At 75.7% G+C, this 23,429-nt stretch carries 24 protein-coding genes; 15 read left to right on the top strand and 9 right to left on the bottom strand.

The annotated features are described in order from the left end of the window. The first annotated feature begins 51 nt into the window (after positions 1–51). The 4 genes from ACOQFB_RS02425 to ACOQFB_RS02440 are packed head-to-tail and all read left to right on the top strand — an operon-like array spanning position 52 to position 3,565. Positions 52–804 (top strand): fimbrial biogenesis chaperone, encoded by a 753-nt coding sequence (locus tag ACOQFB_RS02425; protein ID WP_421610450.1) that lies wholly within the window; start codon positions 52–54, stop codon positions 802–804. After that, positions 801–2,510 (top strand): fimbria/pilus outer membrane usher protein, encoded by a 1,710-nt coding sequence (locus ACOQFB_RS02430; RefSeq protein ID WP_494492440.1) that lies wholly within the window; start codon positions 801–803, stop codon positions 2,508–2,510. Before ACOQFB_RS02425 ends, ACOQFB_RS02430 begins: the two co-directional genes overlap by 4 nt. Before the next feature lie 26 nt (positions 2,511–2,536). After that, a complete protein-coding gene (locus ACOQFB_RS02435; RefSeq protein ID WP_494492441.1) occupies positions 2,537–3,121 on the top strand; it encodes a hypothetical protein in 585 nt (194 codons plus the stop codon). Between the two features lie 9 nt (positions 3,122–3,130). After that, a complete protein-coding gene (locus tag ACOQFB_RS02440) occupies positions 3,131–3,565 on the top strand; it encodes a hypothetical protein (RefSeq protein ID WP_059437180.1) in 435 nt (144 codons plus the stop codon). An 8-nt stretch (positions 3,566–3,573) separates the two neighbouring features. Here the strand turns inward: ACOQFB_RS02440 and ACOQFB_RS02445 are convergent, their stop codons facing one another. The 4 genes from ACOQFB_RS02445 to groES all read right to left on the bottom strand — a co-directional run bounded on the left by ACOQFB_RS02445 (position 3,574) and on the right by groES (position 7,624). Further along, positions 3,574–3,888, bottom strand: coding sequence for a hypothetical protein (locus ACOQFB_RS02445; protein ID WP_421610448.1), 315 nt, complete (start codon positions 3,886–3,888; stop codon positions 3,574–3,576). A gap of 121 nt (positions 3,889–4,009) precedes the next feature. Further along, positions 4,010–5,521, bottom strand: coding sequence for a DUF1570 domain-containing protein (locus ACOQFB_RS02450; protein WP_421610447.1), 1,512 nt, complete (start codon positions 5,519–5,521; stop codon positions 4,010–4,012). A gap of 126 nt (positions 5,522–5,647) precedes the next feature. Continuing rightward, positions 5,648–7,291: a chaperonin GroEL gene (groL, locus tag ACOQFB_RS02455; protein ID WP_059437183.1), complete on the bottom strand. Its 1,644-nt coding sequence runs from the start codon at positions 7,289–7,291 to the stop codon at positions 5,648–5,650. Between the two features lie 39 nt (positions 7,292–7,330). After that, complete coding sequence (gene groES, locus ACOQFB_RS02460; protein WP_011422641.1) at positions 7,331–7,624, bottom strand: co-chaperone GroES; 294 nt, start codon at positions 7,622–7,624, stop codon at positions 7,331–7,333. 398 nt (positions 7,625–8,022) lie between these two features. On the opposite strand from groES, the gene ACOQFB_RS02465 reads away from it, so the two are divergent. Together ACOQFB_RS02465 and ACOQFB_RS02470 are read left to right on the top strand one after the other, a co-directional pair. After that, positions 8,023–8,637, top strand: coding sequence for a hypothetical protein (locus ACOQFB_RS02465; protein WP_059437184.1), 615 nt, complete (start codon positions 8,023–8,025; stop codon positions 8,635–8,637). Continuing rightward, positions 8,637–9,308 carry a hypothetical protein gene (locus ACOQFB_RS02470; protein ID WP_059437185.1) on the top strand — a complete coding sequence of 224 codons (672 nt, stop codon included), beginning with the start codon at positions 8,637–8,639 and terminating at the stop codon, positions 9,306–9,308. Before ACOQFB_RS02465 ends, ACOQFB_RS02470 begins: the two co-directional genes overlap by 1 nt. Positions 9,309–9,408: 100 nt before the next feature. Here ACOQFB_RS02470 and rpoZ read toward each other — a convergent pair whose 3' ends face one another. Next, positions 9,409–9,675 (bottom strand): DNA-directed RNA polymerase subunit omega, encoded by a 267-nt coding sequence (gene rpoZ, locus ACOQFB_RS02475; protein WP_011422638.1) that lies wholly within the window; start codon positions 9,673–9,675, stop codon positions 9,409–9,411. Between the two features lie 57 nt (positions 9,676–9,732). Beyond that, the gene (locus ACOQFB_RS02480; protein WP_421610446.1) at positions 9,733–10,338 is read right to left on the bottom strand and encodes a hypothetical protein; all 606 of its coding nucleotides are present in this window, start codon (positions 10,336–10,338) and stop codon (positions 9,733–9,735) included. A 120-nt stretch (positions 10,339–10,458) separates the two neighbouring features. On the opposite strand from ACOQFB_RS02480, the gene ACOQFB_RS02485 reads away from it, so the two are divergent. Beyond that, positions 10,459–11,622: an aspartate kinase gene (locus tag ACOQFB_RS02485; protein WP_421610445.1), complete on the top strand. Its 1,164-nt coding sequence runs from the start codon at positions 10,459–10,461 to the stop codon at positions 11,620–11,622. Between the two features lie 80 nt (positions 11,623–11,702). Here ACOQFB_RS02485 and ACOQFB_RS02490 read toward each other — a convergent pair whose 3' ends face one another. The 3 genes from ACOQFB_RS02490 to ACOQFB_RS02500 are packed head-to-tail and all read right to left on the bottom strand — an operon-like array spanning position 11,703 to position 14,378. Continuing rightward, positions 11,703–12,596, bottom strand: a complete 894-nt coding sequence (locus ACOQFB_RS02490) for an ATP-binding protein (protein ID WP_421610444.1) — start codon at positions 12,594–12,596, stop codon at positions 11,703–11,705. A gap of 12 nt (positions 12,597–12,608) precedes the next feature. Beyond that, the gene (locus ACOQFB_RS02495) at positions 12,609–13,286 is read right to left on the bottom strand and encodes a hypothetical protein (RefSeq protein ID WP_421610443.1); all 678 of its coding nucleotides are present in this window, start codon (positions 13,284–13,286) and stop codon (positions 12,609–12,611) included. Between the two features lie 36 nt (positions 13,287–13,322). After that, positions 13,323–14,378: a serine/threonine-protein kinase gene (locus ACOQFB_RS02500; RefSeq protein WP_082100177.1), complete on the bottom strand. Its 1,056-nt coding sequence runs from the start codon at positions 14,376–14,378 to the stop codon at positions 13,323–13,325. 103 nt (positions 14,379–14,481) lie between these two features. Here ACOQFB_RS02500 and uppS point away from each other — a divergent pair, with 103 nt between their 5' ends. The 8 genes from uppS (at position 14,482) to ACOQFB_RS02540 (ending at position 23,414) form a co-directional block, all read left to right on the top strand. Further along, a complete protein-coding gene (gene uppS, locus ACOQFB_RS02505) occupies positions 14,482–15,237 on the top strand; it encodes a polyprenyl diphosphate synthase (protein WP_059437191.1) in 756 nt (251 codons plus the stop codon). A 9-nt stretch (positions 15,238–15,246) separates the two neighbouring features. Next, positions 15,247–16,092: a phosphatidate cytidylyltransferase gene (locus ACOQFB_RS02510; RefSeq protein WP_059437192.1), complete on the top strand. Its 846-nt coding sequence runs from the start codon at positions 15,247–15,249 to the stop codon at positions 16,090–16,092. A gap of 51 nt (positions 16,093–16,143) precedes the next feature. Beyond that, positions 16,144–17,316: a 1-deoxy-D-xylulose-5-phosphate reductoisomerase gene (gene dxr, locus ACOQFB_RS02515; protein WP_059437193.1), complete on the top strand. Its 1,173-nt coding sequence runs from the start codon at positions 16,144–16,146 to the stop codon at positions 17,314–17,316. 85 nt (positions 17,317–17,401) lie between these two features. Next, positions 17,402–19,087 carry an RIP metalloprotease RseP gene (gene rseP / locus ACOQFB_RS02520; RefSeq protein ID WP_421610442.1) on the top strand — a complete coding sequence of 562 codons (1,686 nt, stop codon included), beginning with the start codon at positions 17,402–17,404 and terminating at the stop codon, positions 19,085–19,087. Between the two features lie 9 nt (positions 19,088–19,096). After that, positions 19,097–19,867 carry a tRNA (adenosine(37)-N6)-threonylcarbamoyltransferase complex dimerization subunit type 1 TsaB gene (gene tsaB, locus ACOQFB_RS02525; protein WP_421610441.1) on the top strand — a complete coding sequence of 257 codons (771 nt, stop codon included), beginning with the start codon at positions 19,097–19,099 and terminating at the stop codon, positions 19,865–19,867. Between the two features lie 36 nt (positions 19,868–19,903). Continuing rightward, the gene (locus tag ACOQFB_RS02530; RefSeq protein ID WP_421610440.1) at positions 19,904–21,364 is read left to right on the top strand and encodes a metalloprotease; all 1,461 of its coding nucleotides are present in this window, start codon (positions 19,904–19,906) and stop codon (positions 21,362–21,364) included. A 68-nt stretch (positions 21,365–21,432) separates the two neighbouring features. Continuing rightward, positions 21,433–22,329, top strand: a complete 897-nt coding sequence (locus ACOQFB_RS02535) for a TIGR01777 family oxidoreductase (RefSeq protein WP_421610439.1) — start codon at positions 21,433–21,435, stop codon at positions 22,327–22,329. Between the two features lie 65 nt (positions 22,330–22,394). After that, positions 22,395–23,414, top strand: a complete 1,020-nt coding sequence (locus tag ACOQFB_RS02540) for an aspartate-semialdehyde dehydrogenase (RefSeq protein WP_421610438.1) — start codon at positions 22,395–22,397, stop codon at positions 23,412–23,414. The last annotated feature ends 15 nt before the right edge of the window (positions 23,415–23,429 follow it).

Consider the following 23,429-nt stretch of genomic DNA (forward strand, 5'->3'; position numbering starts at 1 on the left):
ATACCGTGACGGGCCTCCGTCCGGAAATCCTCCACCGGGACGGTGCCGCCCATGACCCTGCTCGCCCGCGCGATCCTCGCCCTGCTGCTCGCCGCCGCGGCGCCCGCGCGCGCGGGCCAGATCGACGTGAAGCCGATCCTGGTCGAGCTGGGGCCGCGGGGGCGCACCGCGCTGCTCGAGGTGCGCAACTCCGGCTCGACGCCGCTCCGCGTGCAGGTGCGGACGGCGGCGTGGGCGCAGGACGCGGCCGGCGTCATGGCCGTCCAGCCAACCGCCGAGCTCCTCGCGTTCCCGCCGCTGCTCGAGATCGCGCCCGGGACGAGCCGCAACGTGCGCGTGGGCACCGAGCTCGCGCCCGGGCAGGCGGAGCGGAGCTTCCGGGTGTTCCTGGAGGAGCTGCCGCCGCCCGCCGACGTGTCCGCCGCCGAGGTGCGGGTGCTCACCCGCATCAGCATCCCGGTGTTCGTGGCGCCGGCCGCACCGATGGTGCGCGCCGTGGTGGCGCCGCCCGCGGCCGCCGGCGGCCGGCTCACCGCGCTGCTGCGCAACGAGGGCAACGCGCGCTTCCGTCCCACCGCCGTCCGCCTGGTGGTGCGCGGCGCCGCGGGTGGCCCGCTGCTCGAGCAGGACCTGGAGAGCTGGTACGTGCTGGCGGGCGGCGAGCGCCGCTACGAGGTCGCCCTCGGCGAGGCCGTGTGCGCCGCCGCGCGCGCCGCGGCCGTGACCGCCACCGTGACGGCCGCCCTCGACACGGGCGAGGTGAAGGCGTCGGCCCCGATCCCGCCGGGCGCCTGCGGGCCGTGACCGCCGCGCGGACGCTGGCCCTGGCGCTCGCGGCGCTCGCCGCCGCCGCCGGGGCTCGCGCCCAGCCCTCACCCGCCGTCGAGCCCGCCCCGGGCCCGCGCCCCGCGTTCCTGCTGCCCATCGTGAACGACGCCGAGGGCGAGCCGGTGCTCGTCGTGCTCGACGGCGGCGACGCCTGGGTCGCGCCCGCCGACCTGGAGCGCCTGGGCGTGGCCGCCGGCGACGGCGCGCGGCGCACGACCGACGGGCGCGAGCTGGTGTCGCTGCGCTCGCTGGCGCCGCGGCTCGAGTTCGAGGTGGACGAGGCCGCGCTCACGCTCCGGCTCACCGCCGGCCCGGCGCTGCTGGGCCGCAAGGCGCTCGACCTCGACACCCTGCGCCGCCCGGCAGGCCTCGAGCTGCGCGAGTCGCCCGGCGCCTTCCTCAACTACTCGGCCCGCGGGACCACCGGGCGCGAGCTGACCGGCTTCGCCGAGGCCGGGGTGAGCTTCTCGCGCCACCTGGCGCTGGGGAGCGCCTCGGTGGACCCGGACGGCCGGGTGATCCGCGGGCTCACCGCGCTCACCCGCGAGGAGCCGGGGCCGATGATCCGGTTCACGCTGGGTGACGCGATCGTCCCGGCGCAGCCGCTCGGGGGCGCGCCCATCCTGGGCGGCGTGGGGATCTCGCGCGAGCCGGCGCTCGACCCCTACCGCCGCACCACGCCGCTGCCGCAGGTGTCGGCGTTCGCCTCCAGCCCCTCCACCGTCGAGGTCTGGGTGAACGGCGCGCTCGTGCGCACGATGCAGGTGGCGCCCGGCACCTACGATCTCTCCAACCTGCCGGTGACCACCGGGCAGAACGACGTGCGGGTGGTGGTGCGCGACGCGTTCGGGCGCACCGAGGAGGTGGACGCCTCGCGCTACCAGGCCCAGGGCCTGCTCGCGCAGGGCTTCCACGCGTTCTCCTGGTACGCCGGGCCGCAGCGGCGCGCGTTCGGCCTGGAGAGCTGGGACTACGGCCGTCCCATGGTGCTCGGGAGCCACCGGCTCGGCGTGACCGACTGGTTCACCGCGGGCGCGCGCCTCGAGGCCTCCCCGGACCTGGCGAGCGGCGGGCTCTCGGCGGTGGTGGGCCTGCCGGTGGGCGAGCTGCAGCTGGGCGGCGCCGCCAGCGGGCACGCCGGCGCGCTCGGGGGCGCGGCGCTCGCCGGCTGGCGCCTGGGCCTGCGCCGGGCCTGGCTCGGGCTCGACCACACCTGGACGTCGCGCGGCTACGTCACGACCACCTCCGACGCCCTGTTCCCGCGCATGCTCTGGCGGAGCGGCGCGAACGTCTCCTGGTCGCCGCTGGGCTGGCTCACCGGCCAGCTCGCCGCCTCCACCACGCGCTACGCCGACGGGAGCGCCCGCTCGGCGGCCGACCTCACCGCGTACGTGCGCATGGCGCGGGGCGTCCACCTCCAGCTCGGCACCGGTGTCTCCGGCGCGGGCGGCACGGCGCAGTGGACGGCCACCGCCGGGCTCGCGATCACCGGGCCTCGCGCCACGACGCTCGACGCCGGCACGCGGGTGCAGGACGGCGAGGCGCGGACCGGCGCCGGATCCAGCGGCCGCTCCCGCTGGGCGAGGGGTTCGGCTACCGCGTCCGCACCGACCGCTGGGCCGGCGAGACCGACGTCTCCGCACTGGGCCAGGCGCAGTCGTCCTTCGGCCGCTACGAGCTGACCTGGGACCGCACGCGCGCCGGCGAGGTGGGCACCGGCACCGCGTCCGGCGCGCTGGTGCTGATGGACGGGCGCGTCTTCGCCGCGCGGCCGGTGGAGGGCAGCTACGCGGTGGTGCGCGTCCCGGGCGTCCCGGGCGTGCACGCGTACCTCAACAACCAGCCGGTGGGGCGCACCGGGCGCGGCGGCGACCTGCTCGTGCCCGGCCTGCTGCCCTACGGCGGCAACCGCCTCTCCATCGCCGACGCGGACGTCCCCATCGACCACTCGGTGGGCGCCACGGAGCGCGTGGTGGGCCCGCCCCGGCGCGGCGGCGCGGTGGTGGTGTTCGACGTGGAGCGCCTGCGCGCGGTGCAGGGCCGGGTGCGGATGCCGGGCCACGACGCGGTGCCGGCGTACGGCACGGTGGTGGTGCTCGCGAGCCGGCGCGTGTTCTCGTCGCCGGTGGGCGCGCAGGGCGAGTTCTGGCTCGACGGCCTGCCCGCCGGGACGCACCGTGCGCACGTGCTCTGGCACGGCCAGACCTGCACGTTCGCGATCGAGGTGCCGGCCGGGGCGCCGCCGCTGCTCGACGTGGGGCAGGTGACGTGCGCGCTGCTCGCCTCGCGCTAGACTCCGTTCATGTGGACGGTGCTCGGTCCGGCGGGGACGGCGCGCGCGGGGGCGGTGGCGGCGTACGTCGCCGCGGTGGCCGGGTTCCTGTGGGTGCAGGAGGTGGGGCTCCGCCTCCTCCGCGAGGAGCGGCGGGCCTGGTGGGCGGGCAGCGGGCGCGACCTCCTCAACCTGGCCGGCCTCGTCGCCATCGCGGGCGCGCTGCGGCTGCTGGGGTTCTCCGGCCCGGCCGCGCTGCTGGTGGGCGGCACGCTCACGCTGCTCCTGTTCGGCGCGTCGGTGTTCCTCGCGACGCAGACGGACACCGCGCACCCGCTCGCCTGGGCGGTGCTCGCCGGCGCCGCCCTGGCGCTGCCGGTGCTGCTGTTCCCGGCGCAGGTGGCCGGCGCGTTCGGCGCCGCGGCGGAGGCGCTGTTCGCGCTCCCCGCCGGCCCCGGGCGCTGACGTCACCCTCAGTGATGCGTGCGCCGCTTCGCCCGCCCGCGGTGGGCGGGCTCCATCTCGACCGGGTGGTAGTCGGATGGGCGGAGCTCGGCCGCCGCCGCGCCGGCGGGCAGGTCGATGCCGACGTCGCCGGGACGCTCCACCTCCGCGGCGTGCGCCCGCGGCCCGTGGTGCGCGCGGACCGGACGCGGCTCGGCCGGCTCCATCTCGACGGGGTGATAGTCCGACGGCCGGAGCGCCTCCGCCGCCGCGCCGGCGGGCAGGTCGATGCCCACGTCCCCCGGACGCTCCACCTTGGCCCGCTGCATCGTTCGCCTGGTCATGGACGGATCGTGCTCCCGCGGGAGCCGGGGAGGGGCGGCGGAATTCGGGTTCCGCGGCGCGGGGCTCTCCGGACGGAGTTGCGCCGCGAGGCGCAGCGGCGCGGCGTCGCGATCCGCTGCGTCAGGGCGCCGCGGCGGGCGCGGGCGGAGGCCGCCCACAGGCCGCCTCGAGGCGAGCGCTCCGCTCGACGACCGCCGCCCGCGCGGCGGCGTTGGCGCGTTCCGGGAACACGTCCACCGCGCGGCGCTGCAGCGCGAGCGCCTCCGGGCACTGGCCAAGGTCCTCGAGCACACCGGAGAGCGTGACGAGCGCGTGGGTCTTCCAGGGCTCGAGCGCGACCGCCCGACGGGCGAGCGGCAGCGCCTCCCCGGAGCGCCCGGCGTCGAGCAGCCCCGCAGCGAGCAGGCTGAGCGCGGCGGCGTTCGTGCCGTCCGCCGCGACGCCCTTGCGCAGCGCCTCGAGCCGCCGCTCCTCCTGGCCCGCGGGGATCACGAAGGCGAGCGCCAGCCAGGCGCGTGCGTCCTCCGGGTGGGCGACGGTGGCGCGCTCCATCAGGCGGAGGGCCTCGTCCTCCTGGGCTGCGCCCGCGAGCAGCGCCAGCGCCTCCACGTGACCGGGGTCGTGCGTGAGCGCGTGCTCCAGTTCGGCGTTGATCTCGGCGTCGTCGATCCGCATCCGCGGCGCGAGCCACAGCAGCGAGAGGCGCGCGGAGTGCGCCTCGGCGGCGGTCATCGGCCGATCCGTCACCGGAGGCGCAGGAGGCAGCTGGACGGGGCGAGACGTGTACTTCCCGCCGTGGTTCAGGTAACGGTCCAGCGCCTCGTCGAGCCGCCGCGCGCGGTCCTCGGCGGCGGGGTCCCACTCCGGGAAGACCTCGCGCCAGGCGGTCGCGGGTTCCTGCCCGCGCGCGTAGCGCACCTGCAGCTCGCGGAATCGCTCGGGCTCCCGGTTCACGAGGTAGTGCACGAGGGCCCACGCCTCGGCGTACAGCTTGCCGGTGCTGTCGAGCAGGTTTCGCGACGTGAGGACGTCGGCCACCCGGACGGTTCGTCCGTGGGCGAGCCACGCCGCCTGGTACAGGTGGGGCGGCGCGCCGCCCAGGGTCGGTGCGCCCCGTACGCCCGCGGTGCCCATCGACTCCATGAAGCCGGCGAGCCCCTCCATGAACCAGGGCGGCTGGCGCGCGAAGATCTGGGCCGTCAGGTGGTGGGTGAGCTCGTGCGCGATCGCGGTCCGCTGCGCGTCGCCGAGCGTGCCGGGCATGACCACGATCGGCCCGCCGAGATCGGACCGGAGGTAGTACGCGCCGGCGTGCTTCGGCGCGAAGCGCCTGAACTCGCCTGGCGACGCGAAGGCCACGGCGCGCAGCAGGCCGGGCGCGGGCGGCGGGTTGCGGAACAGCCCGCGGCGCACGACGCCGAACATGCGCTCGAGCTCGCCCGCGAGCTCCTTCGCCTTGCGGGAGGAGAGATCCGTCTGGAGCACGACATGCTCGGTGCGGATCTCGCGCCAGGCTGGCCCGCCCTGCTCCGGGCAGCGGAACTTCTCCACCCCGGCGCAGCCGGACAGCGAGGCGAGCGCGACGGCGAGGACGGCGACCGGCGCGGCGATCCGGCGGGGCGGCTGGCGCATCCACCCACGGTACCAACCGCCCGCGCGGGCCGTCCACACGCGGAGCGAAGTCCCCGTCCTCACGAAAAGAAGAGGGGCCGCCGGCGAACCGGCGACCCCTCGTTCCGTCCGGGAGGACGGGACGGCCTACATCATGCCGCCCATCCCGCCCATGCCGCCCATGCCGCCGCCGGCGGGGGCCGCAGCCTCCTCCTTCGGCTTCTCGGCGACCATCGCCATGGTGGTGAGCATGAGCGAGGCGACCGACGCCGCGTTCTGCAGCGCGGAGCGCGAGACCTTGGTCGGGTCGATGACGCCGGCCTTCACCAGGTCCTCGTACTCGCCCGTGGCGGCGTTGAAGCCGAACGCGGCCTCCTTCGCCTCCTTCACCTTGTTCACCACGATCGAGCCCTCGTAGCCGCCGTTGCCGGAGATCTGGCGGAGCGGCTCCTCGATGGCGCGACGGACGATGTCGAGGCCGACCTTCTCGCCCTCGTTCACCTTCACGCCCTCGAGCGCCTTCACGCAGCGCAGGTACGCCACGCCGCCGCCGGGGACGATGCCCTCCTCGACGGCCGCGCGGGTCGCGTGGAGCGCGTCCTCGACGCGGGCCTTCTTCTCCTTCATCTCGGTCTCGGTGGCCGCGCCGACGTTGATGACCGCGACGCCGCCGACCAGCTTCGCGAGGCGCTCCTGGAGCTTCTCGCGGTCGTAGTCGGAGGTGGTCTCCTCGATCTGGGCGCGGATGGTCTTCACCCGGGCCTCGATGTCCTCCTTCTTGCCGGCGCCGTCCACGATGGTGGTGTTGTCCTTGTCCACCGTGACGCGCTTGGCGCGGCCGAGGTCCTTCAGCGTGACCTGCTCGAGCTTGAGGCCGAGCTCCTCGGCGATCATGCGGCCGCCGGTGAGGATCGCGATGTCCTCCAGCATGGCCTTGCGGCGGTCGCCGAAGCCGGGCGCCTTCACCGCGCACACGTGCAGCGTGCCGCGCAGCTTGTTGACGACCAGCGTCGCCAGCGCCTCACCCTCGACCTCCTCGGCGACGATGACGAGCGGCTTGCCCGAGCGCGCGATCTGCTCCAGCAGCGGGAGCAGGTCCTTCATGTTCGAGATCTTCTTCTCGTTGATGAGGATGTAGGCGTCCTCGAGGACCGCCTCCATGCGCTCCGCGTCGGTCACGAAGTACGGCGAGAGGTAGCCGCGGTCGAACTGCATGCCCTCGACCACGTCGAGCGTCGTCTCGAGGCCCTTGGCCTCCTCGACGGTGATGACGCCCTCCTTGCCCACCTTCTCCATCGCCTCGGCGATGATGTTGCCGATGGTGGTGTCGCCGTTGGCCGAGATGATGCCGACCTGGGCGATCTCCTTGTGGTCCTTGGTCGGCTTGGAGAGCTTCTTCAGCTCGCCCACGATGGCCTCGACGGCCTTGTCGATGCCGCGCTTCACGTCCATCGGGTTGTGGCCGGCCGCGACGAGCTTCGAGCCCTCGCGGTAGATGGCCTGGGCGAGCACGGTCGCGGTGGTGGTGCCGTCGCCGGCCACGTCGGAGGTCTTGGAGGCGACCTCCTTCACCATCTGCGCGCCCATGTTCTCGAACTTGTTCTCGAGCTCGATCTCCTTCGCGACCGTCACGCCGTCCTTGGTGATGGTCGGGGAGCCGAAGCTCTTCTCGATGACCACGTTCCGGCCCTTGGGCCCGAGGGTCACCTTCACCGCGTCGGCGAGCGTGTTCACGCCCTTGAGGATCGCGTCGCGGGCCTTCTGATCGAAGACGATTTCCTTGGCAGCCATGTCTTTGTGCTCCGTTTCCGTGGAAGGGTGCGGGGGGAGCTAGCCTTCGATCACGCCGAGGATGTCCTCCTCGCGCATGATCAGGTGCTCCTCGCCGTCGATCTTGACCTCGGTGCCGGCGTACTTCGAGAACAGCACGCGGTCACCGGCCTTGACGTCGAGCGGACGGACCTTGCCGTCCTCGAGGACCTTGCCGTTCCCGGCGGCGATCACCTTGCCCTCGATGGGCTTCTCCTTGGCCGAGTCCGGGATGATGATCCCGCCCTTGGTCTTCTCCTCCTCCTGCACCCGCTTCACGATGAGGCGGTCCTGCAGCGGACGGATCTTCGTCATGGTGTGTCCTCCTTGTGGCGCTGGCTCCCCCACATCCGTGCGGCGGGGGATTCGAAGGTCGTTGGAGCCGGCTGGCAGTCGAGTGCTCCGACTGCCAGCGGCGCGCGTATCCTAACCACGGCCTCCGAGGTGTCAAGCGAGCCTGGCCCGTGCGTATCCGCAGGGAATGACGAACTTTTTATTCGGGGCTTGGCAGTCGCCCCGATCGAGTGCCGAAGGTGCGGCTGGCAGTCGCATCCGGCGGCTGCCGAGGGTGCGGCCAGGTGGGTGAAAACCCTTTCACGGCGCGGGGTTGCGCGCCTCGCGCGGCGGAGGTTACCGTTCAGGGTAGGAGGGCGCCCCTGCGGCGAGCCGTCCGGCCGCCCGCGGGGCCGCCCACCGAGGAGGGCCGCGACGCAGTGAGCGACAAGATCCTCGTCGGCAAGAGCGCGCAGGAGTGGTTCCGGGAGGCGATCGCCGAGGCGCTCTCCCACCGCCGCCTCAAGATCCAGGAGGTCACCGAGTTCTACCTGGTGAACCTCCTCACCGGGTTCCTCGAGAAGGAGCGGCTGTTCGTGGAGGACGCGGACGGCACGGTCCGCGCCGAGCCGCTCGCGCTCATCCTGGTGAAGGCGCTGCAGGCCGACCGGGCCGCGCGGGCCCGGGAGCTCCGCCGCCTCGGCGACACCGCGCTTTTCGTCTCCGGCTTCTTCGGCGACTCGCTGGCGCGCTCGCTCGTGGACGTGGACTACTACATCGCCATGGGCGAGCGCGCGTACGGAACGCTCGCCGGCACCGAGCGGCGGCCGGGCCTGGACGGGCTCTACGAGGAGCTGGCCGGCCGCTTCGGCGAGTTCGTGGACCTGTTCGCGGAGATCGCGGAGCTGTCCGACCTCCGCTCGAACCGCGGCCTCCTGCGCCTGTACGAGCGCTTCCTCGCGACCCGGTCCGAGCGCGTCGCCGATCGCCTCCGCGCGCGCGGCGTGGCGCTGTTCGGCGGGCCGGGGGCGCCGCCGCGGGGGCTGAAGCACTGATGGGCCGCGCCGACGCGACGCTCGCGTTCCTGCAGGACGAGCTCGAGGCCATCTACGGCGTCGAGGCGCCGCGGGTGCACGCGTTCGTCATGGGCGAGGCGGCGGCGCGCGCGGCCGGGCGCGCCCCGCGGGCGCCCGAGGAGCTGCTGGTGCTCGAGGAGCAGGACGGCGTCGCGCTCGGCCTGTACCTCGCCGACGAGGTGATGCGGGCCGCCGCCGCCGCCGACCCGCACGACCCGCGCCCGCGCCTCACCGCGCGCGGCGCGCTCGGGCGGCTCGCCTGCGCCGCCGAGGGCGTCTCGCACTTCGTCTACCTCGCGACCCGCGCCGCCGCGGGCCGGCCGGTGTCGCTCCTCGAGCTCGAGGTGCAGGCGGAGGTGGACAAGTTCGCGCTGCTGGTGCTGCACCTGTGGCGGCGCGGGCTGCGGCGGATGAGCCCGGCGCTGCGGCGCCGGCTGTTCGAGCGCGTCGCCTATCGCGCCCACCTCGGCGCCGAGGAGCTGCACCGCTACCGCGAGGCGAACCGGCTGGGCGGCGGCTACGCGCGCTGGCTGGAGGGGCGCTACGTGGAGGAGGCCGACGTGGACGGCCTGCTGCGCGAGCTGCGCCGCTCCTACCGGCTCGGCGGCGGCGAGAAGCTCGGCTACCTGGGGACGCGCACGCTCCAGTGACCCCGCTCGCCCCTCGACGGGCTCGGGACGAGCGGCCGCTCCCGCAAATGCGAAGGGCGCGCCCGGAGGCGCGCCCGGGAGTCCTGCGGCGGCGGTCGCGCTAGCGCAGCGTCCGCGTCTGGCCGGCCGGGATGTTGACCTTCTCCTTGTCGAACTTGCCGGAGAGGGCGTCGCGCACCGAGCGGTCGAAGCGGACCTTGCCCGTGGCGATCTCGCGCAGCGCCAGCACCGGCGGCTTGTTCTTGCTCGCCGCCTGCAGCGGGCGGGCGCCGGCCATCAGCTGGCGGGTCCGCTTGGTCGCGAGCAGCACGAGCGCGAAGCGGTTGTCCACCATGGGGAGGCAGTCTTCGACGGTGACGCGGGCCATTCGCTTCTCCTTCGGTTCGACGCGAAGGGCGGAACATATGCGGACGGGGAGGGCTGGTCAACCTCGGAACGGACGGGGCTCCGCTGCAGGCGCCGGTGCGGCCGTGGGCGGGGGAGCCCCGGCGGGCGGGAGCAGCCGCCCGATCGCCGCCTCCACGCGCGTCGCCGCGTCGGCGGCCACCGCCACCACCTGTCCGTCCGGCGCCCGCACGAAGGCGGCGCCGTCCGCGCCCGTCCCCTCGCCCAGCTCCAGCCGCGCCGTCCCGCCGCCCTCGAGCGCCAGCTCCAGCCGGGCGCGCGGCGCGGCCAGGCCGTACGGGTCGAACACGCCGCCCTCCTCGCCGGAGGCGCCGAGGGTGGCGCGCCGCCGGAGCGCGCCGGCCGCCTCGAGCAGCTCGGCCACCGCCGCCACATCCACCGCCGACCCGTCGCCGGCGCGCGCCCACCCGCCGTCCCGCCGGACCACGCGCGCGGCGCGCCCGCCCGCCGCGACGTCGATCGCGATCACCTGGCCCGGCGCGACGTCCACCACCGCCCCGCCGCGCGTGCCGCCGGCCGCCCGCTCGCGGCCGTGCAGGCGCACGCCGGTGGTGGCGATGAGCGCGATGGCGCCGGCGAGCACGGCGAGCACGAGGGCGAGCAGGAGGAGGGCGCGGCGCGACACCCGGGCAACGTGCCACAGGGCCCGGGCGGTGGCGAGCGGCGGGAAGGGCCGTGCGGCGCGGCGCGCGCACTTGCCCGCGACCCCGGGTCGCGGCATCCTCCGCGCGCCGGAGGTGTGCGAATGCCCGTGGTGGTCCAGAAGTACGGCGGCTCGTCGGTGGGGACCGTCGAGAAGATGCGCAAGGTGGCGGAGAAGGTCGCCGCCGCGCGCCGCGCCGGGAAGGACGTGTGCGTGGTGGTCTCCGCCATGGGCGACACCACCGACGACCTGCTCTCGCTCGCGAAGCAGATCTCGCCCGCGCCGGCCCGGCGCGAGCTGGACATGCTGCTCAGCGCCGGCGAGCGCATCTCCATGGCGCTGCTCTCCATGGCGCTCAACGACCTGGGCGTGCCCGCCATCAGCTTCACCGGCAGCCAGTCGGGGATCATCACCACCGACAGCCACTCCGCCGCCCGCATCCTCGAGGTCCGCGCGTTCCGCGTGCAGGAGGAGCTGGCGAAGGGGAAGGTGGTGATCGTGGCCGGCTACCAGGGCGTGTCCACCAGGAAGGAGGTCACCACGCTCGGCCGCGGCGGCTCGGACACCACCGCGGTGGCGCTCGCGGCGGCGCTCGGCGCCGACTGCGAGATCTACTCCGACGTGGCCGGCGTGTTCACCGCCGACCCGCGGGTGGTCCCCTCGGCCGCGCGCCTCGACGCGCTCTCCTACGAGGAGATGCAGGAGCTGGCCGCGGCGGGCGCGAAGGTGCTGAACGCGCAGGCGGTGGAGTTCGCGAAGGAGCGGGGCATCGCCATCCACGCCCGCTCCACCTTCGGCGGCCCGGAGGAGACGGTGGTGAAGGGCGGCGCGCACCCGGAGCGGATCGCCGGGGTCGCGATGCAGAAGGGGCTGGCGCTGCTCGAGTTCCCGGCGGCGCGGCTCGGCGACGTGCTCGGGATCCTGGAGCGGCACGGCGCGGTGGCGCTGGAGATCGCGGTGCCGGGCGAGCGCGCCGGCGTGGCGCTCGACCTCGAGAACGTGCACGACTGGCCGGTGCTGCGCGCGCAGCTCGCCGCCGAGGTGGCGGGGCTCGCCGCCGAGGACGAGGCCATCGGCGCGGTGTCGGTGGTGGGGACCGGGATCTCGGCCGGCCACCGGGTGCTGCGCGCGGTGACCGCGACGCTGGCCGAGCTGGGCGCGCGGCCGCGGGCGCTGTTCACCTCGCCGCTGCGGGTGACCGCCTACTGCGACGCCGCGGTCCTGAAGGACGCCGCGCGCCGGCTGCACGAGCAGCTCGTCGGGTAGCGTCCCTCGACTCCGCGCGGCCCTGCAGGCCGCGCTACGCTCGGGACGAGCGCGATGTCCCGCTCGGGCGAATCGAAGGCTCAGCCCCAGAAGCCGCCGGAGCCGGCGCGGTCCTTGCGCAGGTCGTGGCCGGGGTCGAGCTTCACGAACGTGCACATCTCGTTCAGGCGCGAGTAGATGCGGTCGCCCACGCGCTGGGCGAGCGTCATCGCCTCGGCGTCGCGCCGCCACTCGGGCGACGCGGTCCGGACGTGCTTGCCGGGCTCCTCGCGCACCGGGTTCTCGTCCGGGCGCAGGAAGTAGTTGGTGGCGAAGAGCGTGGCGAGCCCGGAGTTGAAGCGTCGGCTGATGAGCTCGTCGAGCATGGAGCGCTCCCACTCGGTGCCGCGCTCCTTGCCCAGCTCGTCGATGGCGAGCACCGGCACCGAGAGCAGCGGCCGCAGGATGTCCATGTGGCTGCGGTTCGCGTCGAAGCCGGCCTTGATCTCCGACAGCAGCAGCATGAACTCCACGTACCGCCCGGACACGCCCTTCTCGAGCGCGAGCCAGCGCAGCGTGGCGACGAGCAGGTGGGTCTTGCCGGCGCCGGGCCGGCCGTAGAGCAGGTAGCCCTTGGTGGGCGCGTCGCGCCGGAACTTGCGCGCGAAGTCCTCCGCCACCGCGCGGGCGCGGGCGTGGTCGGGCGACCAGCTCTTGAAGCTCTCGAACGACGCCCTCGCCACCGCGGCCGGGATGCCGATCTGGTTGAACACCGCGATGCGCTCGTCGAGGTGCCGGCAGCTGCACACCTGGGCCACCGTCGAGCCGCCCTGCGGCACGAGCACGTAGCCGGTCTCCTCGCAGCGCGGGCAGCTCGCCTGGCAGGCGCAGCGGCGCGCGCGGGCGGTCGCGCCGAGGATCTGCTCGACGACGTAGCCGGCGCCGCCGCAGTCGGCGCAGGCGCTGGCGCTGGCGTTGTGCACGGGATCCGGCATGGGCGCGGGAGTCTACACCGAACCCCGGAGGCAGGTGAGCCCCGCCCTCCGGGCCAGATCGGAGAGGTGTGCCCGCAGCGCGTCGCGGTGCGCGCGCCGGCTCGCGCCGCGGGACCGGGGCCCGGCCAGCAGCCGGATGCGCGGCCCGAGCGCGGCCCGCTCCGCGCGGGGGAGGGTGGCGAGCCAGGCGTGGAGGATGCGCGCGTCGGCCGCGGCGAGCGCCGCCTCCACCCGCTCGAGCGGCGAGCCCTCGTGCGCCTCGGCCGCCGCGAGCGCGCGCCAGGCGGCGCGGTACCCCTCGCGCTGCGCCTCGTCGGCCTCGCGCCCGGCGCCGGCCACCAGGTCGCGCGCCGCGCGGAGGCGCGCCTCGGCGGCGTCCGCCTCGCCCGGCGGCGCCGGGGCGTCGCCCACGCGCCCGCCCTGGTAGGCGCGCCACTCGTCCTCCACCGCGAACCGGAGCGCGCGGATGGAGCGCGGCGGCGAGGCGCCCGGCGCGCGGCGCTCGGTCGCGTCCTCGAGCCCGCGGCGCAGCCCGCGGCACACCACCGCCACCGGGACGCCGCGCCGCTCCCACTGCGCGATCAGCTCCTCGTCGAGCGGCGACACCAGCAGCCCGTTCCCGCGCAGGCCGAGGAAGTACTCGGTGACCACCGCGTGGTAGCCGAGCGCGCCCTGGGGAAGGTCCGACATCGCCTCGGAGGGTACCGCGCGCGTCCGTCAGCGCGCTCAGCGGGCGGCGAGCGCCCGCCGCACCTCGGCCGCCGACTGCGGCCGCCGCGCCGGGTCCTTCTCCAGCAGGTGCAGCGCGAGCCGCGCCAGCGCCGGGTCCGCGCCCGGGTTCACCTCGGCGAACGGCGGGGGCGGCAGGTCGAGGATCTCGTGCCACAGCGCCACCGGGTCGCGCGCCGAGAACGGCGGCACGCCGGCGAGCAGCTCGTAGAGGATCACGCCCAGGCTGTAGAGGTCGCTGCGCGCGTCCACCGGGTGCCCCTGCGCCTGCTCGGGCGACATGTAGCGGTAGGTCCCGACGATGCGCCCGGCCTGGGTGAGCGCGTCGTCCACGTCCCGCTCCGCCTCCAGCTTCACCAGCCCGAAGTCCATGAGCCGCGCGCGCCGCGTGTCGTCCACCATCACGTTGGACGGCTTCAGGTCGCGGTGCACCAGGCCGCGGCCGTGCACGTACTCGAGCGCGTCCACCACCTGCTCCAGCACCCCGCGCATCCGCGCCACGCGCACCGGGCGGTTCAGCGCGGCGCGCTGCTCCTCCGAGAGCGGCGCGATGCGCGCGCAGGCGGCCAGGTCCTCGTCGTCGCCGCTGGCCGGGCGCGGCGCGAGCACGCCCACCTCCTCGGTCTCGGGCTCGTCCATCATGGCGGCGAGCGCGCGGATCGCGTCCGGCCCGGGCTCGCCGGTGGAGCCGGTGATGGCGTCCAGCGCGAACGGCTCCGGGTCGGTGGCCAGGCAGGCGTCGGCGTCGAGGGCGGGCGACAGGTACGCGCGCAGGTCGAGCCCCTCCACCAGCTCCATGGCCAGGTACGAGTAGCCCTCGGTGACCCCCGCGTCGAAGACGCGCACCACGTTGGGATGATCCAGGGTGCGCAGCACCTCGTACTCGCGCGCCAGCCGCCGGGCGGCGGTCGCATCCACCGCCGGTGCGGGCCCGAGCACCTTCACCGCGGCCAGCTCGCCGGTCTCCAGGTGGCGCGCCCGGTAGACGGTGCCGATCCCGCCGCGTCCGACGACGGAGACGATCTCGTACGAGCCGACGCGGTGCGGGGGCACCGATCGAGCATAAGGGGCCGGCGTCGCAGGGGTCAAACCGCGCCCCGCCCCCCCCGCCCGTCCGGGCTCGCCCCTGTGCCGCGCCGTGCTATAAGCGCGCGCGATGGCGGACCCCACGGTCGAACAGCTCGAGGCACGCGTGCGCGCACGCCCCCTGCCGCGCCACGTCGCCATCATCATGGACGGAAACGGACGCTGGGCCGAGAACCGGGGCCTCCCGCGGGTGGCCGGTCACCGGGAGGGCTCGGAGGCCGTCCGGGCGGTGACCCGGGCCGCGCGCCGGGTCGGGCTCGAGGCGCTCACGCTGTACGCCTTCAGCTCCGAGAACTGGGCGCGCCCGGACGAGGAGGTGGGCGCGCTCATGCAGCTGCTCGCCGACTACCTCGAGAGCGAGCGCGCCGAGATGATGCAGAACGGCATCCGGCTGAACGCCATCGGCGAGCTGGACCGCCTGCCGGACTTCGTGCGCGAGCGGCTGGACGCGGCGCGCGCCGAGACGGCCGGGAACGACCGGATGGTGCTGACGCTCGCGCTCTCCTACGGCGGCCGGCAGGAGCTCGTCCACGCCGCCCGCGCCGCCGCCGCCGCGCGCGGCCCGGCGCTCGACGCCGACGACCTCGAGGCCGCGCTGTGGACGCGCGGGCTGCCCGAGCTGGACCTGCTGGTGCGCACCAGCGGCGAGCGCCGCATCTCCAACTTCCTGCTGTGGCAGTGCGCCTACGCCGAGCTGTACTTCTCCGAGGTGCTCTGGCCCGACTTCCGCGACGCGGCGCTGTTCGAGGCCATCGCGGACTTCCAGGGCCGGCAGCGCCGGTTCGGCCTCACCGGCGCCCAGGTCGCGCGCCCCGAGCGCGGGTGACCGGCCGCGATGGGCGCCCTCGACCCGAAGAACCGCCAGAACCTGCGCCTGCGCGTCGCGTCGGCGGTGGTGCTGTTCCCCCTGGCGGTGTGGATCACCATCCTCGGCGGCCTGCCGTTCGCGCTGCTCGCCGCCGGCGCCGGCGCGGTGGCGTCGAGCGAGCTCATCCTCATGTTCGCCGGGCTGGGCCTGGCCGAGGCGTTCGGGATCGCGGTCGGCGGGGCCATCCCGCTCGCCGCCGCGTTCGGGCAGGGCGGCGAGCTGATGCCGGGCTGGACCTGGCTCGCGCTGGCCGGCGCCACCGTCGCGCTGTTCACGCTCTACCTGTTCCGCCGCGGGCCGCTCGAGGAGATCCCCCGCTCGCTCGCCGCGGTGTCGCTCTCCTGGCTCTACTGCGGCGTCCTGCTCGCCTCGGTGGTCGCGCTGCGGCTGCGCTTCGGGGTGGAGTGGGTGATCCTGGCGTTCGTGGTGACGTGGGGGAACGACACGTTCGCCTACTTCGCCGGCCACGCGTTCGGGAAGCACAAGATGTACGAGCGCATCTCGCCCAAGAAGACCTGGGAGGGGTTCGCGGGCGGCGCGGTGGGCTCGATCGCCGGGGCGCTCGTCACCCGGGCGCTCCTGCCCGCGCTCGGCGCGGAGCTGTCGGTCGGCCACGCCGTGCTCATCGGCGTGGGCGGCGCGGTGCTCGGGCCGCTCGGCGACCTGGCCGAGTCGATGGTGAAGCGCGCCGCGGGGGTGAAGGACTCGGGCAAGATCATCCCGGGCCACGGCGGCCTGCTCGACCGCATCGACGCGCTCCTGTTCGTGTCTCCCTGGGTGTACGCGGTGGCGCACGTCCTCCAGGCCCGGTAGGTGCCCGGGACGCGGCGGCGCGGCGCCGGCCGGCGTGGTAGAGAGGAGCCCGTGAAGCGCGTCGCCATCCTCGGGTCCACCGGCTCCATCGGCGTCCAGGCGCTGGACGTGGTGGGGCGCTTCCCCGACCGCTTCGAGGTGGTGGGCCTCGCCGCCGGGCGCAACGCGCCGCGGCTGCTCGAGCAGATCCGGCGCTTCCGCCCGCGGGTGGTCTCGGTCTGCGACGAGGCCGCCGCCCGCGCCGTCCGCGCCGAGGCGCCCCCCGGCACCGAGGTGCTCTCCGGCGAGGCGGGCGCGGTGGCGGTCGCGAGCCACCCCGACGCGGCGTTCGTGCTGGCGGCCATCTCCGGCGGCGCCGGGCTCCGCTCCACCGCGGCGGCCATCGAGGCGGGCAAGCCGGTGGGGCTCGCGAACAAGGAGTCGATGGTGCTCGCGGGCGAGCTGCTCATGGCCCGCGCCGCGGCGAAGGGCGTCGCCATCCTGCCGGTGGACTCCGAGCACAGCGCCATCCACCAGTCGCTCGTCGGCCACAACCGCGGCGAGGTGCGGCGGCTCATCCTCACCGCGTCCGGCGGGCCGCTGCGCTGCACGCCCGCGGCGGAGCTGGCGGCGGTCACGCCCGAGCGCGCCCTCAAGCACCCGAACTGGTCGATGGGCGACAAGATCACCATCGACTCCGCCACCCTGATGAACAAGGGGCTCGAGGTCATCGAGGCCCGCTGGCTGTTCGGGGTGGAGCAGCAGCGCATCGACATCGTGGTGCACCCGGAGTCGGTGGTGCACTCGATGGTCGAGTACGTGGACGGCTCCATCGTGGCGCAGCTCGGGATCTCCGACATGCGCGGGCCGATCAGCTACGCGATGGGCCACCCGGAGCGCATGCCGCTCGACCTGCCGCCGCTCGACCTGGGACGGCTCGGCAAGCTCACCTTCGAGCCGCCCGACCCGGCGCGCTTCCCCGCCTACACGCTGGCGTACCGCGCGCTCGAGCTGGGCGGCACCGCGCCGGCGGTGCTCTCCGGCGCCGACGAGGCCGCCGTGGCCGCGTTCCTGGCGCGCCGCTGCAGCTTCACGCAGATCGCCGACGTCTGCGCCGACGTGCTCGAGGCGCACGTGGTGGAGCCGGTGCGCTCGGTGGAGCAGGCGCTCGCCGCGAGCGAGCACGGCCGCCGGGAGGCCGAGAAGCGCGTCGGCGCGCTGGCGCACGCTCCGGCCGGGCGATAGGGCGCGCGGGGCGATCCGCCCCGCCCACTCCCCCGCCGACGGGGCAGGCGAGCGTCTTCGCCTCCCCGGTGCTAAGTAAAAAAGAATGCCGGACCTCCTCCTGAAGATCGGATCCATCGTCCTCCTCCTCGGGGGGCTCATCTTCGTCCACGAGCTGGGCCACTTCGTGGTCGCGAAGCTCATGGGCGTGAAGGTCGTCCGCTTCTCGATCGGCTTCGGGCCCAGGCTGTTCGGGGTGCAGCGCGGCGAGACCGAGTACCGGATCGCGCTCCTGCCGCTGGGCGGCTACGTGAAGATGGCCGGCGACGATCCCTCCGAGTCGCTGGCCCCGGAGGACGCGGGCCGCGGCTTCCTGGAGCAGCGGCCGTGGAAGCGCCTGCTCATCGCGGTGGCCGGCCCGGCCGCGAACCTGATCTTCCCCGGCGTCATCTACATCGCGCTCGCGCTCGCCCAGAACGGCCAGCCCGCGCCCGGCCCGGTGGTCGGCACCGTCGCGCCGGGGACCCCCGCCGCGGAGGCGGGCCTGCAGCCCGGCGATCGCATCCTGAGCGTCGCCGCGCCCGGCCAGCCGGCCGATCCCGTCCGCTACTTCTCCGACCTGCGCGACCTCGTGTCGCCGCACCCCGGCGAGCCGCTCACCTTCCGGGTGGAGCGCGACGGCGAGGAGCGGGCGCTCACCATCACCCCGGCGAGCGAGCAGGAGTCGAACCCCATCGAGTCCACCCGGCGCGGCGTGATCGGCGTGACGCCGACCTACCCGAGCGCGGTGGTGGCGCCGGTGCGGCCAGGCCTCGCCGGCCCGCTCGAGCCCTTCGACCTCGTGATCTCCGCCGGCGGGAAGCCGGTGCGCCACGCGGGCGACCTGGAGCGCGCCGTGGCCGCGGTGCGCTGCGGCCCCATCGACCTCGAGGTGGTGCGGGAGTCGCCGCGGACGCTCCCGGGCGTCGCGCTCGCCGACCACCGCGCGGTCTCGCTCCCGCAGGTGCCCACCTGCGCCGCCGGCGAGCGGACCTTCGCGCCGGCGGATCCGGCGGTGTCCACCTTCATCGCCACGGTGGTCCCGGGCAGCCCGGCCGAGAAGGCGGGCCTGCGCCGCGGCGACGCCATCGCCTCGGTGAACGGCAAGCCGGTCCGCTCGTTCCTGCGGGACGTGAACGCGTTCGGGCGCGACTTCCTGAAGGCCGGGACGCCGGTGCAGCTCGGGCTCCTCGACGGCCGCACCGTGGCGCTCGTGCCGGCGAACGAGACCTACCGCGACGAGATCACCGGCGAGCCGGCGCAGCGCCTCGTGCTGGGCTTCCAGCCGGATCAGCGCGACGCGGTGGATCCGCTCGCGCTGCTGGCCGAGCAGGTGCCGCTCGCGCGCGGCGCGGTGGAGGCGTTCCAGCTCGCCTGGCGGCAGCTCCACGAGGTGGTGCGGCTGACGGTGCTCGGCATCGTCCGCATCGTCACCGGCGACATCAGCTTCAAGACGGTGGGCGGGCCCATCATGCTGTTCTCCATCGCCTCCGAGGCGGCGGAGGAGGGCTGGGGCTCGTTCCTGTTCAAGATGGCGCTCATCAGCGTGAACCTCGGCCTGATGAACCTGCTGCCCATCCCGGTGCTCGACGGCGGCCACATCGCCCAGGCGGCGCTGGAGGGCGTCACGCGCCGGCCGCTCTCGGTGCGGACCCGCGAGCTCGCGAACATCGTCGGCATCGTGCTGCTGTTCACGCTCATGCTGTTCGTGTTCAAGAACGACATCGTGCGCCTCATGCGGCCGATGGAGTAGAACCGGCCCGTGCTCGTCGCCGCCCTCGACACCGCCACCCTCACGCTGTCCTGCGCCCTCGTCGACCTCGACCCGGCCGGCGGGCCGCCGCGCGTCCGCTGCGAGCGCACCGAGCACGCGGTGAGCAAGCCCGCGCCGGGCCGGACCGGCGGCCACGGCGCGCGCCTCCCCTCGGCGCTCACCGACCTGCTGGTCGCCGAGGGGCTGACGCTCCCCGACGTCGAGGGGTACGCCATCGGCATCGGCCCCGGCTCGTTCACCGGCCTGCGCATCGGCCTCGCCACGTGGAAGGGGCTCGCCTACGCGAACCGGCGGCCCATCGCCGGCGCGTCCAGCCTGGCGGCGCTCGCGCTCGGCGCGGTCCCCGCCGCGCCGGAGGGCGCGCTGCTCGTGCCGCTCCTCGACGCGAAGAAGGGCGAGGTGTACGCAGGCTTCTACCGCGTCTCGCGCGGCGCGGTGGAGCCGGTGGCCCCGGACGCCGCGCTCGCCCCGGGCGCGCTCCTCGACCGCGTCGCGGCGCTGCCCGGCGGCGCGGGCGCGCTCGCGTTCGGCGAGGGCCTGGCCGCGTTCGCGCCGGCGCTCGAGGGCCGGCTGGCCCGCCTCGCCGGCGCCCCGGTCGCCCCGCCGGCCGCCGCGATCGCGGCGCTCGCCGCCCCCGCGCTCCTCACCCGCCCGTACGACGCGCAGGCGCTGTTCGCGCTCGAGCCGCACTACGTCCGCGCCAGCGAGGCGGAGCTCAAGTTTCCCCACGGCCTCGGGCCGGGCGCGCAGCGGCCCTGAACCGCGCGCGCCCCCCGCCGGCCCCCGGTGATCGCCATGGAACCCGCCGTCTTCCGTCCCGCCGCACGCGCCGTGCTCCCGTCCCTCCTGCTGGGCGCGGTGGGCGGCGCGATGGTCGGCCTGCTGGCCGGCATCCCGCCGGTGCTCGCGGCCCTGTTCGGCGGCGCCGCCGCGGCGGTCGCTCTCGGCGTCCGCCAGGTCACCGGCCTGCGCGCGGTGGCGAGCGAGGAGGGGCTGCGCGTGCTCGGCCGCGAGGACGGCCTCGACGCCCGCTGGTCCGACCTGCGGGTCGGGTTCGGGCAGAGCCCGCGCCCGGTCGGCCCGCCGCAGCGCTACGCCATCGTGGCCGACGCGCGCGGCCGCTCGTTCGCGTTCGCCGACCTCGCCGGCGCGCCGCCCTGCGCCCCGGTGCGCGGCCTCGACGGCGACGACGTCGAGGTGACCGACCTCCGCGACGCGCCCCTGCTGCTCGCGCTCGTGGTCCAGCGGGCGCCGGCCTGGTTCGCGCTGCCCGCGAGCCTGCTCGCGCCGCCGCCCGAGCCGGTGCCCGAGCCCGGCGCGGCCCCGGCGTCCGCGCGCTCCGGCGAGCCGCGCCGCGCGAGCGTCGGGTTCCTGGGCGTCCTCGCGAAGCTGGGCGGCACGGCGCTGAAGGCGCTCAAGACCGCCAACGTCGGCTGGGCGGCCGCCTCGGCCGCCGCGTACGGCGTCATCTTCTCCTGGAAGTTCGCGCTCGCGCTCCTGCTGCAGCTGTTCGTGCACGAGTACGGCCACGTCCACGCCATGCGCCGCACCGGCATGCAGGTGCGCGGCATGTACTTCGTGCCGTTCCTCGGCGCGGTCGCGGTCACCGAGGACGCGTTCACCTCGCGCTGGCAGCAGGCCTACGTGGCGCTCTCCGGGCCGATCTGGGGCTCGGTCTTCGCGCTGGTGCCGGCGGGCCTGTGGCTGTGGACGCGCGAGCCGATGTTCGCCGCGGTGGCGTCGTGGTGGGCCGTCATCAACCTGTTCAACCTCATCCCGGTGTCGCCGCTCGACGGCGGCCGCCTCATGCAGGCGCTCGCGTACTCGTTCTCGTCGTCGCTCGGCCTGGCGCTCACCGTGCTCGGCCTCGGCGGCGCGGTGGCGGTGGGGAGCGCGCTCGGGTACGGGCTGGTCTGGCTGGTGGCGCTGCTCGGCGCGATGGAGCTGATGGGCGAGGCGCAGTCGCGCGCCGGCGGCCGGGCGCTGCGGCTCCTGCCCGAGCGCGCGCGCTTCGGCCCCGAGCACTTCCGCTACCTGCGCGCGGTGGTCGGGCCGCCGCTCGGCTCGCCCTCCGAGGCCATGTGGCTGCGCGGCCTGGACCGCCTCGAGAAGGCGGCGCGCGCCGCGCCCATGTCGCCGCGGCAGATCGCCGCGTGGGGGATCGCCTACGCCGCCCTCGCCGGCGGGCTCCTCGCGCTCGTGCACTTCATGGCGCACGTCCCCGGCGCGAACGTGGCGGCGCAGCTGCTGGGGTGAGTTGCCGCGCAGGGCCGCGCCCCGGCGGCCGGTTCACGAATCCGGTCCGGTCGTCTACGCTTCCCCGCATGCACGTCTTCCTCACCGGCGCCACCGGGCTCATCGGGCGGCCGGCCGCGGCGGCGCTCCTCGCCCGCGGCCACGCCGTCACCGCGCTCACCCGCTCCGCCGCGCGGGCCGCCCTGCCGCCGGGCGTGCGGGTGCTGGAGGGCGACCCGGCGTCGCCGGGGGCCTGGGAGGAGGCGCTGGCCGGCTGCGACGCCTGCGTGCACCTCGCCGGCGAGCCGGTGGAGGGGCGCTGGACCGCCGCGAAGAAGCGGCGCATCCGCGACAGCCGGGTCCTCTCCACCGAGCGCATCGCCGCGGTGATCCGGGCGGGCGGCCCGCGGGTGCTCGTGTCGGGGAGCGCGGTCGGCTTCTACGGCGCGCGCGGCGACGAGGTGCTCGACGAGGGCGCGGGGCCGGGGGAGGGGTTCCTGGCCGAGGTGAGCCAGGCGTGGGAGGCGGCGGCGCGACCGGCGGAGGCGCGCGCCCGCGTGACCTGGCTGCGCACCGGCATCGTGCTCGCGCGCGAGGGCGGGGCGCTGCCGCGGCTGGTGCAGCCGTTCCGGCTGCTCGCGGGCGGGCCGCTCGGGCGCGGCGACTTCTGGCAGCCGTGGATCCACCTCGACGACGAGGTGGGCCTCGTGCTCCTCGCGCTCGAGGACGCGCGCGCCGCCGGCCCGCTCAACGCCGCCGCGCCCGCGCCGGCGCGGAACCGCGACCTGGCGCAGGCGGTCGGGCGCGTGCTGCACCGCCCCGCGCTCGTGCGCACCCCCGAGCTCGCCGTCCGGCTCGCGGTGGGCGAGATGGCCGACGTGGTCCTGGCGAGCCAGCGGGTGGTGCCGCGCCGCGCGCTCGAGCTGGGCTACCGGTTCCGCTTCCCGGACCTGGACGCCGCGCTCGCGGACCTGCTCGCGCCGTAGCGCGCTTGCCGCCGCCGCGGCGGGCCGCTAGGTTCCGCCCCCCTGCTCCCCGGAGGAACGCCGCCATGCCCAAGCCCATCTCCGTCGCCCTCGTCGGCGCCACCGGCCTGGTCGGCCGCGCGGTGCTCGACGCGCTGGGCGAGTCGAGCCTGCCGCTCTCGCGCCTCGCGCTGCTCGCGTCGGCGCGCTCCGCCGGCACGCGCCTCGAGCACGCCGGGGCCGAGCTGCCGGTGTCGGCGCCGGCCGAGGGGACGTTCCGCGGGGTGGACGCGGCGGTGTTCTGCGTGCCGCCCGAGGTCGCGCGGGAGTGGGCGCCGCGCGCCTGGGCGGAGGGGTGCGCGGTGGTGGACGCCTCGCCCGCGTTCCGGCTGGAGGCGGACGTGCCGCTGGTGGTGCCGGAGGTGAACGGCGCCGCGGTGGAGGGCTTCCGCGCGCGCGGGGTGGTGGCGAGCCCGGCCGGCGCGGCGGCGGCGCTGTCGGTCGCGCTCGCGCCGCTGCACGCGGCCGCGGGGCTGGAGCGGGTGGTGGCGACCACGCTCGAGCCGGCGGCCTCGGCGGGCCACCGCGCGGTCCAGCAGCTCGAGCGCGAGGCGATGGACCTCATGAACGGGCGCGAGCCCGAGCCCGGCGGCGCGGTGCCCCACCGGCTGGCGTTCAACCTGGTCCCGCAGGTGGGCGCGTTCCTGGAGGACGGCCGCACCGACGCGGAGGAAGGGCTCGGCGCCGAGCTGCGCAAGGTGCTCGGCGCGCCCGGGCTGCGCGTCGCCGCCACCGCGGTGCGCGTGCCGGTGTTCTACGGCCAGGCGGCGGTGGTGAACGCCGCCACCGCGCGGGCGCTCCCCGCCGAGGCGGCCCGCGATCTCCTGCGCCGCTCGCCCGGCGTGAAGGTGCTCGACGCGACCGCGGAGGGCGTCTACCCGATGCCCATGCTGGCGGTGAACGACGACGCGGTGCTGGTCGGGCGCCTCCGCGACGACCGCTCGCAGGCGCACGGGCTCGAGCTGGTGGTGGTGTCGGACGAGCTGCGCAAGGGCGCCGCCACGAACCTGGTGCAGATCCTGGAGCGGCTGGCCGCGCTGCTGTAGGCCGCTGCCATTTTG

It is taken from the genome of Anaeromyxobacter sp. Red801, from assembly GCF_049201065.2.
Taxonomy (GTDB): Bacteria; Myxococcota; Myxococcia; order Myxococcales; family Anaeromyxobacteraceae; genus Anaeromyxobacter.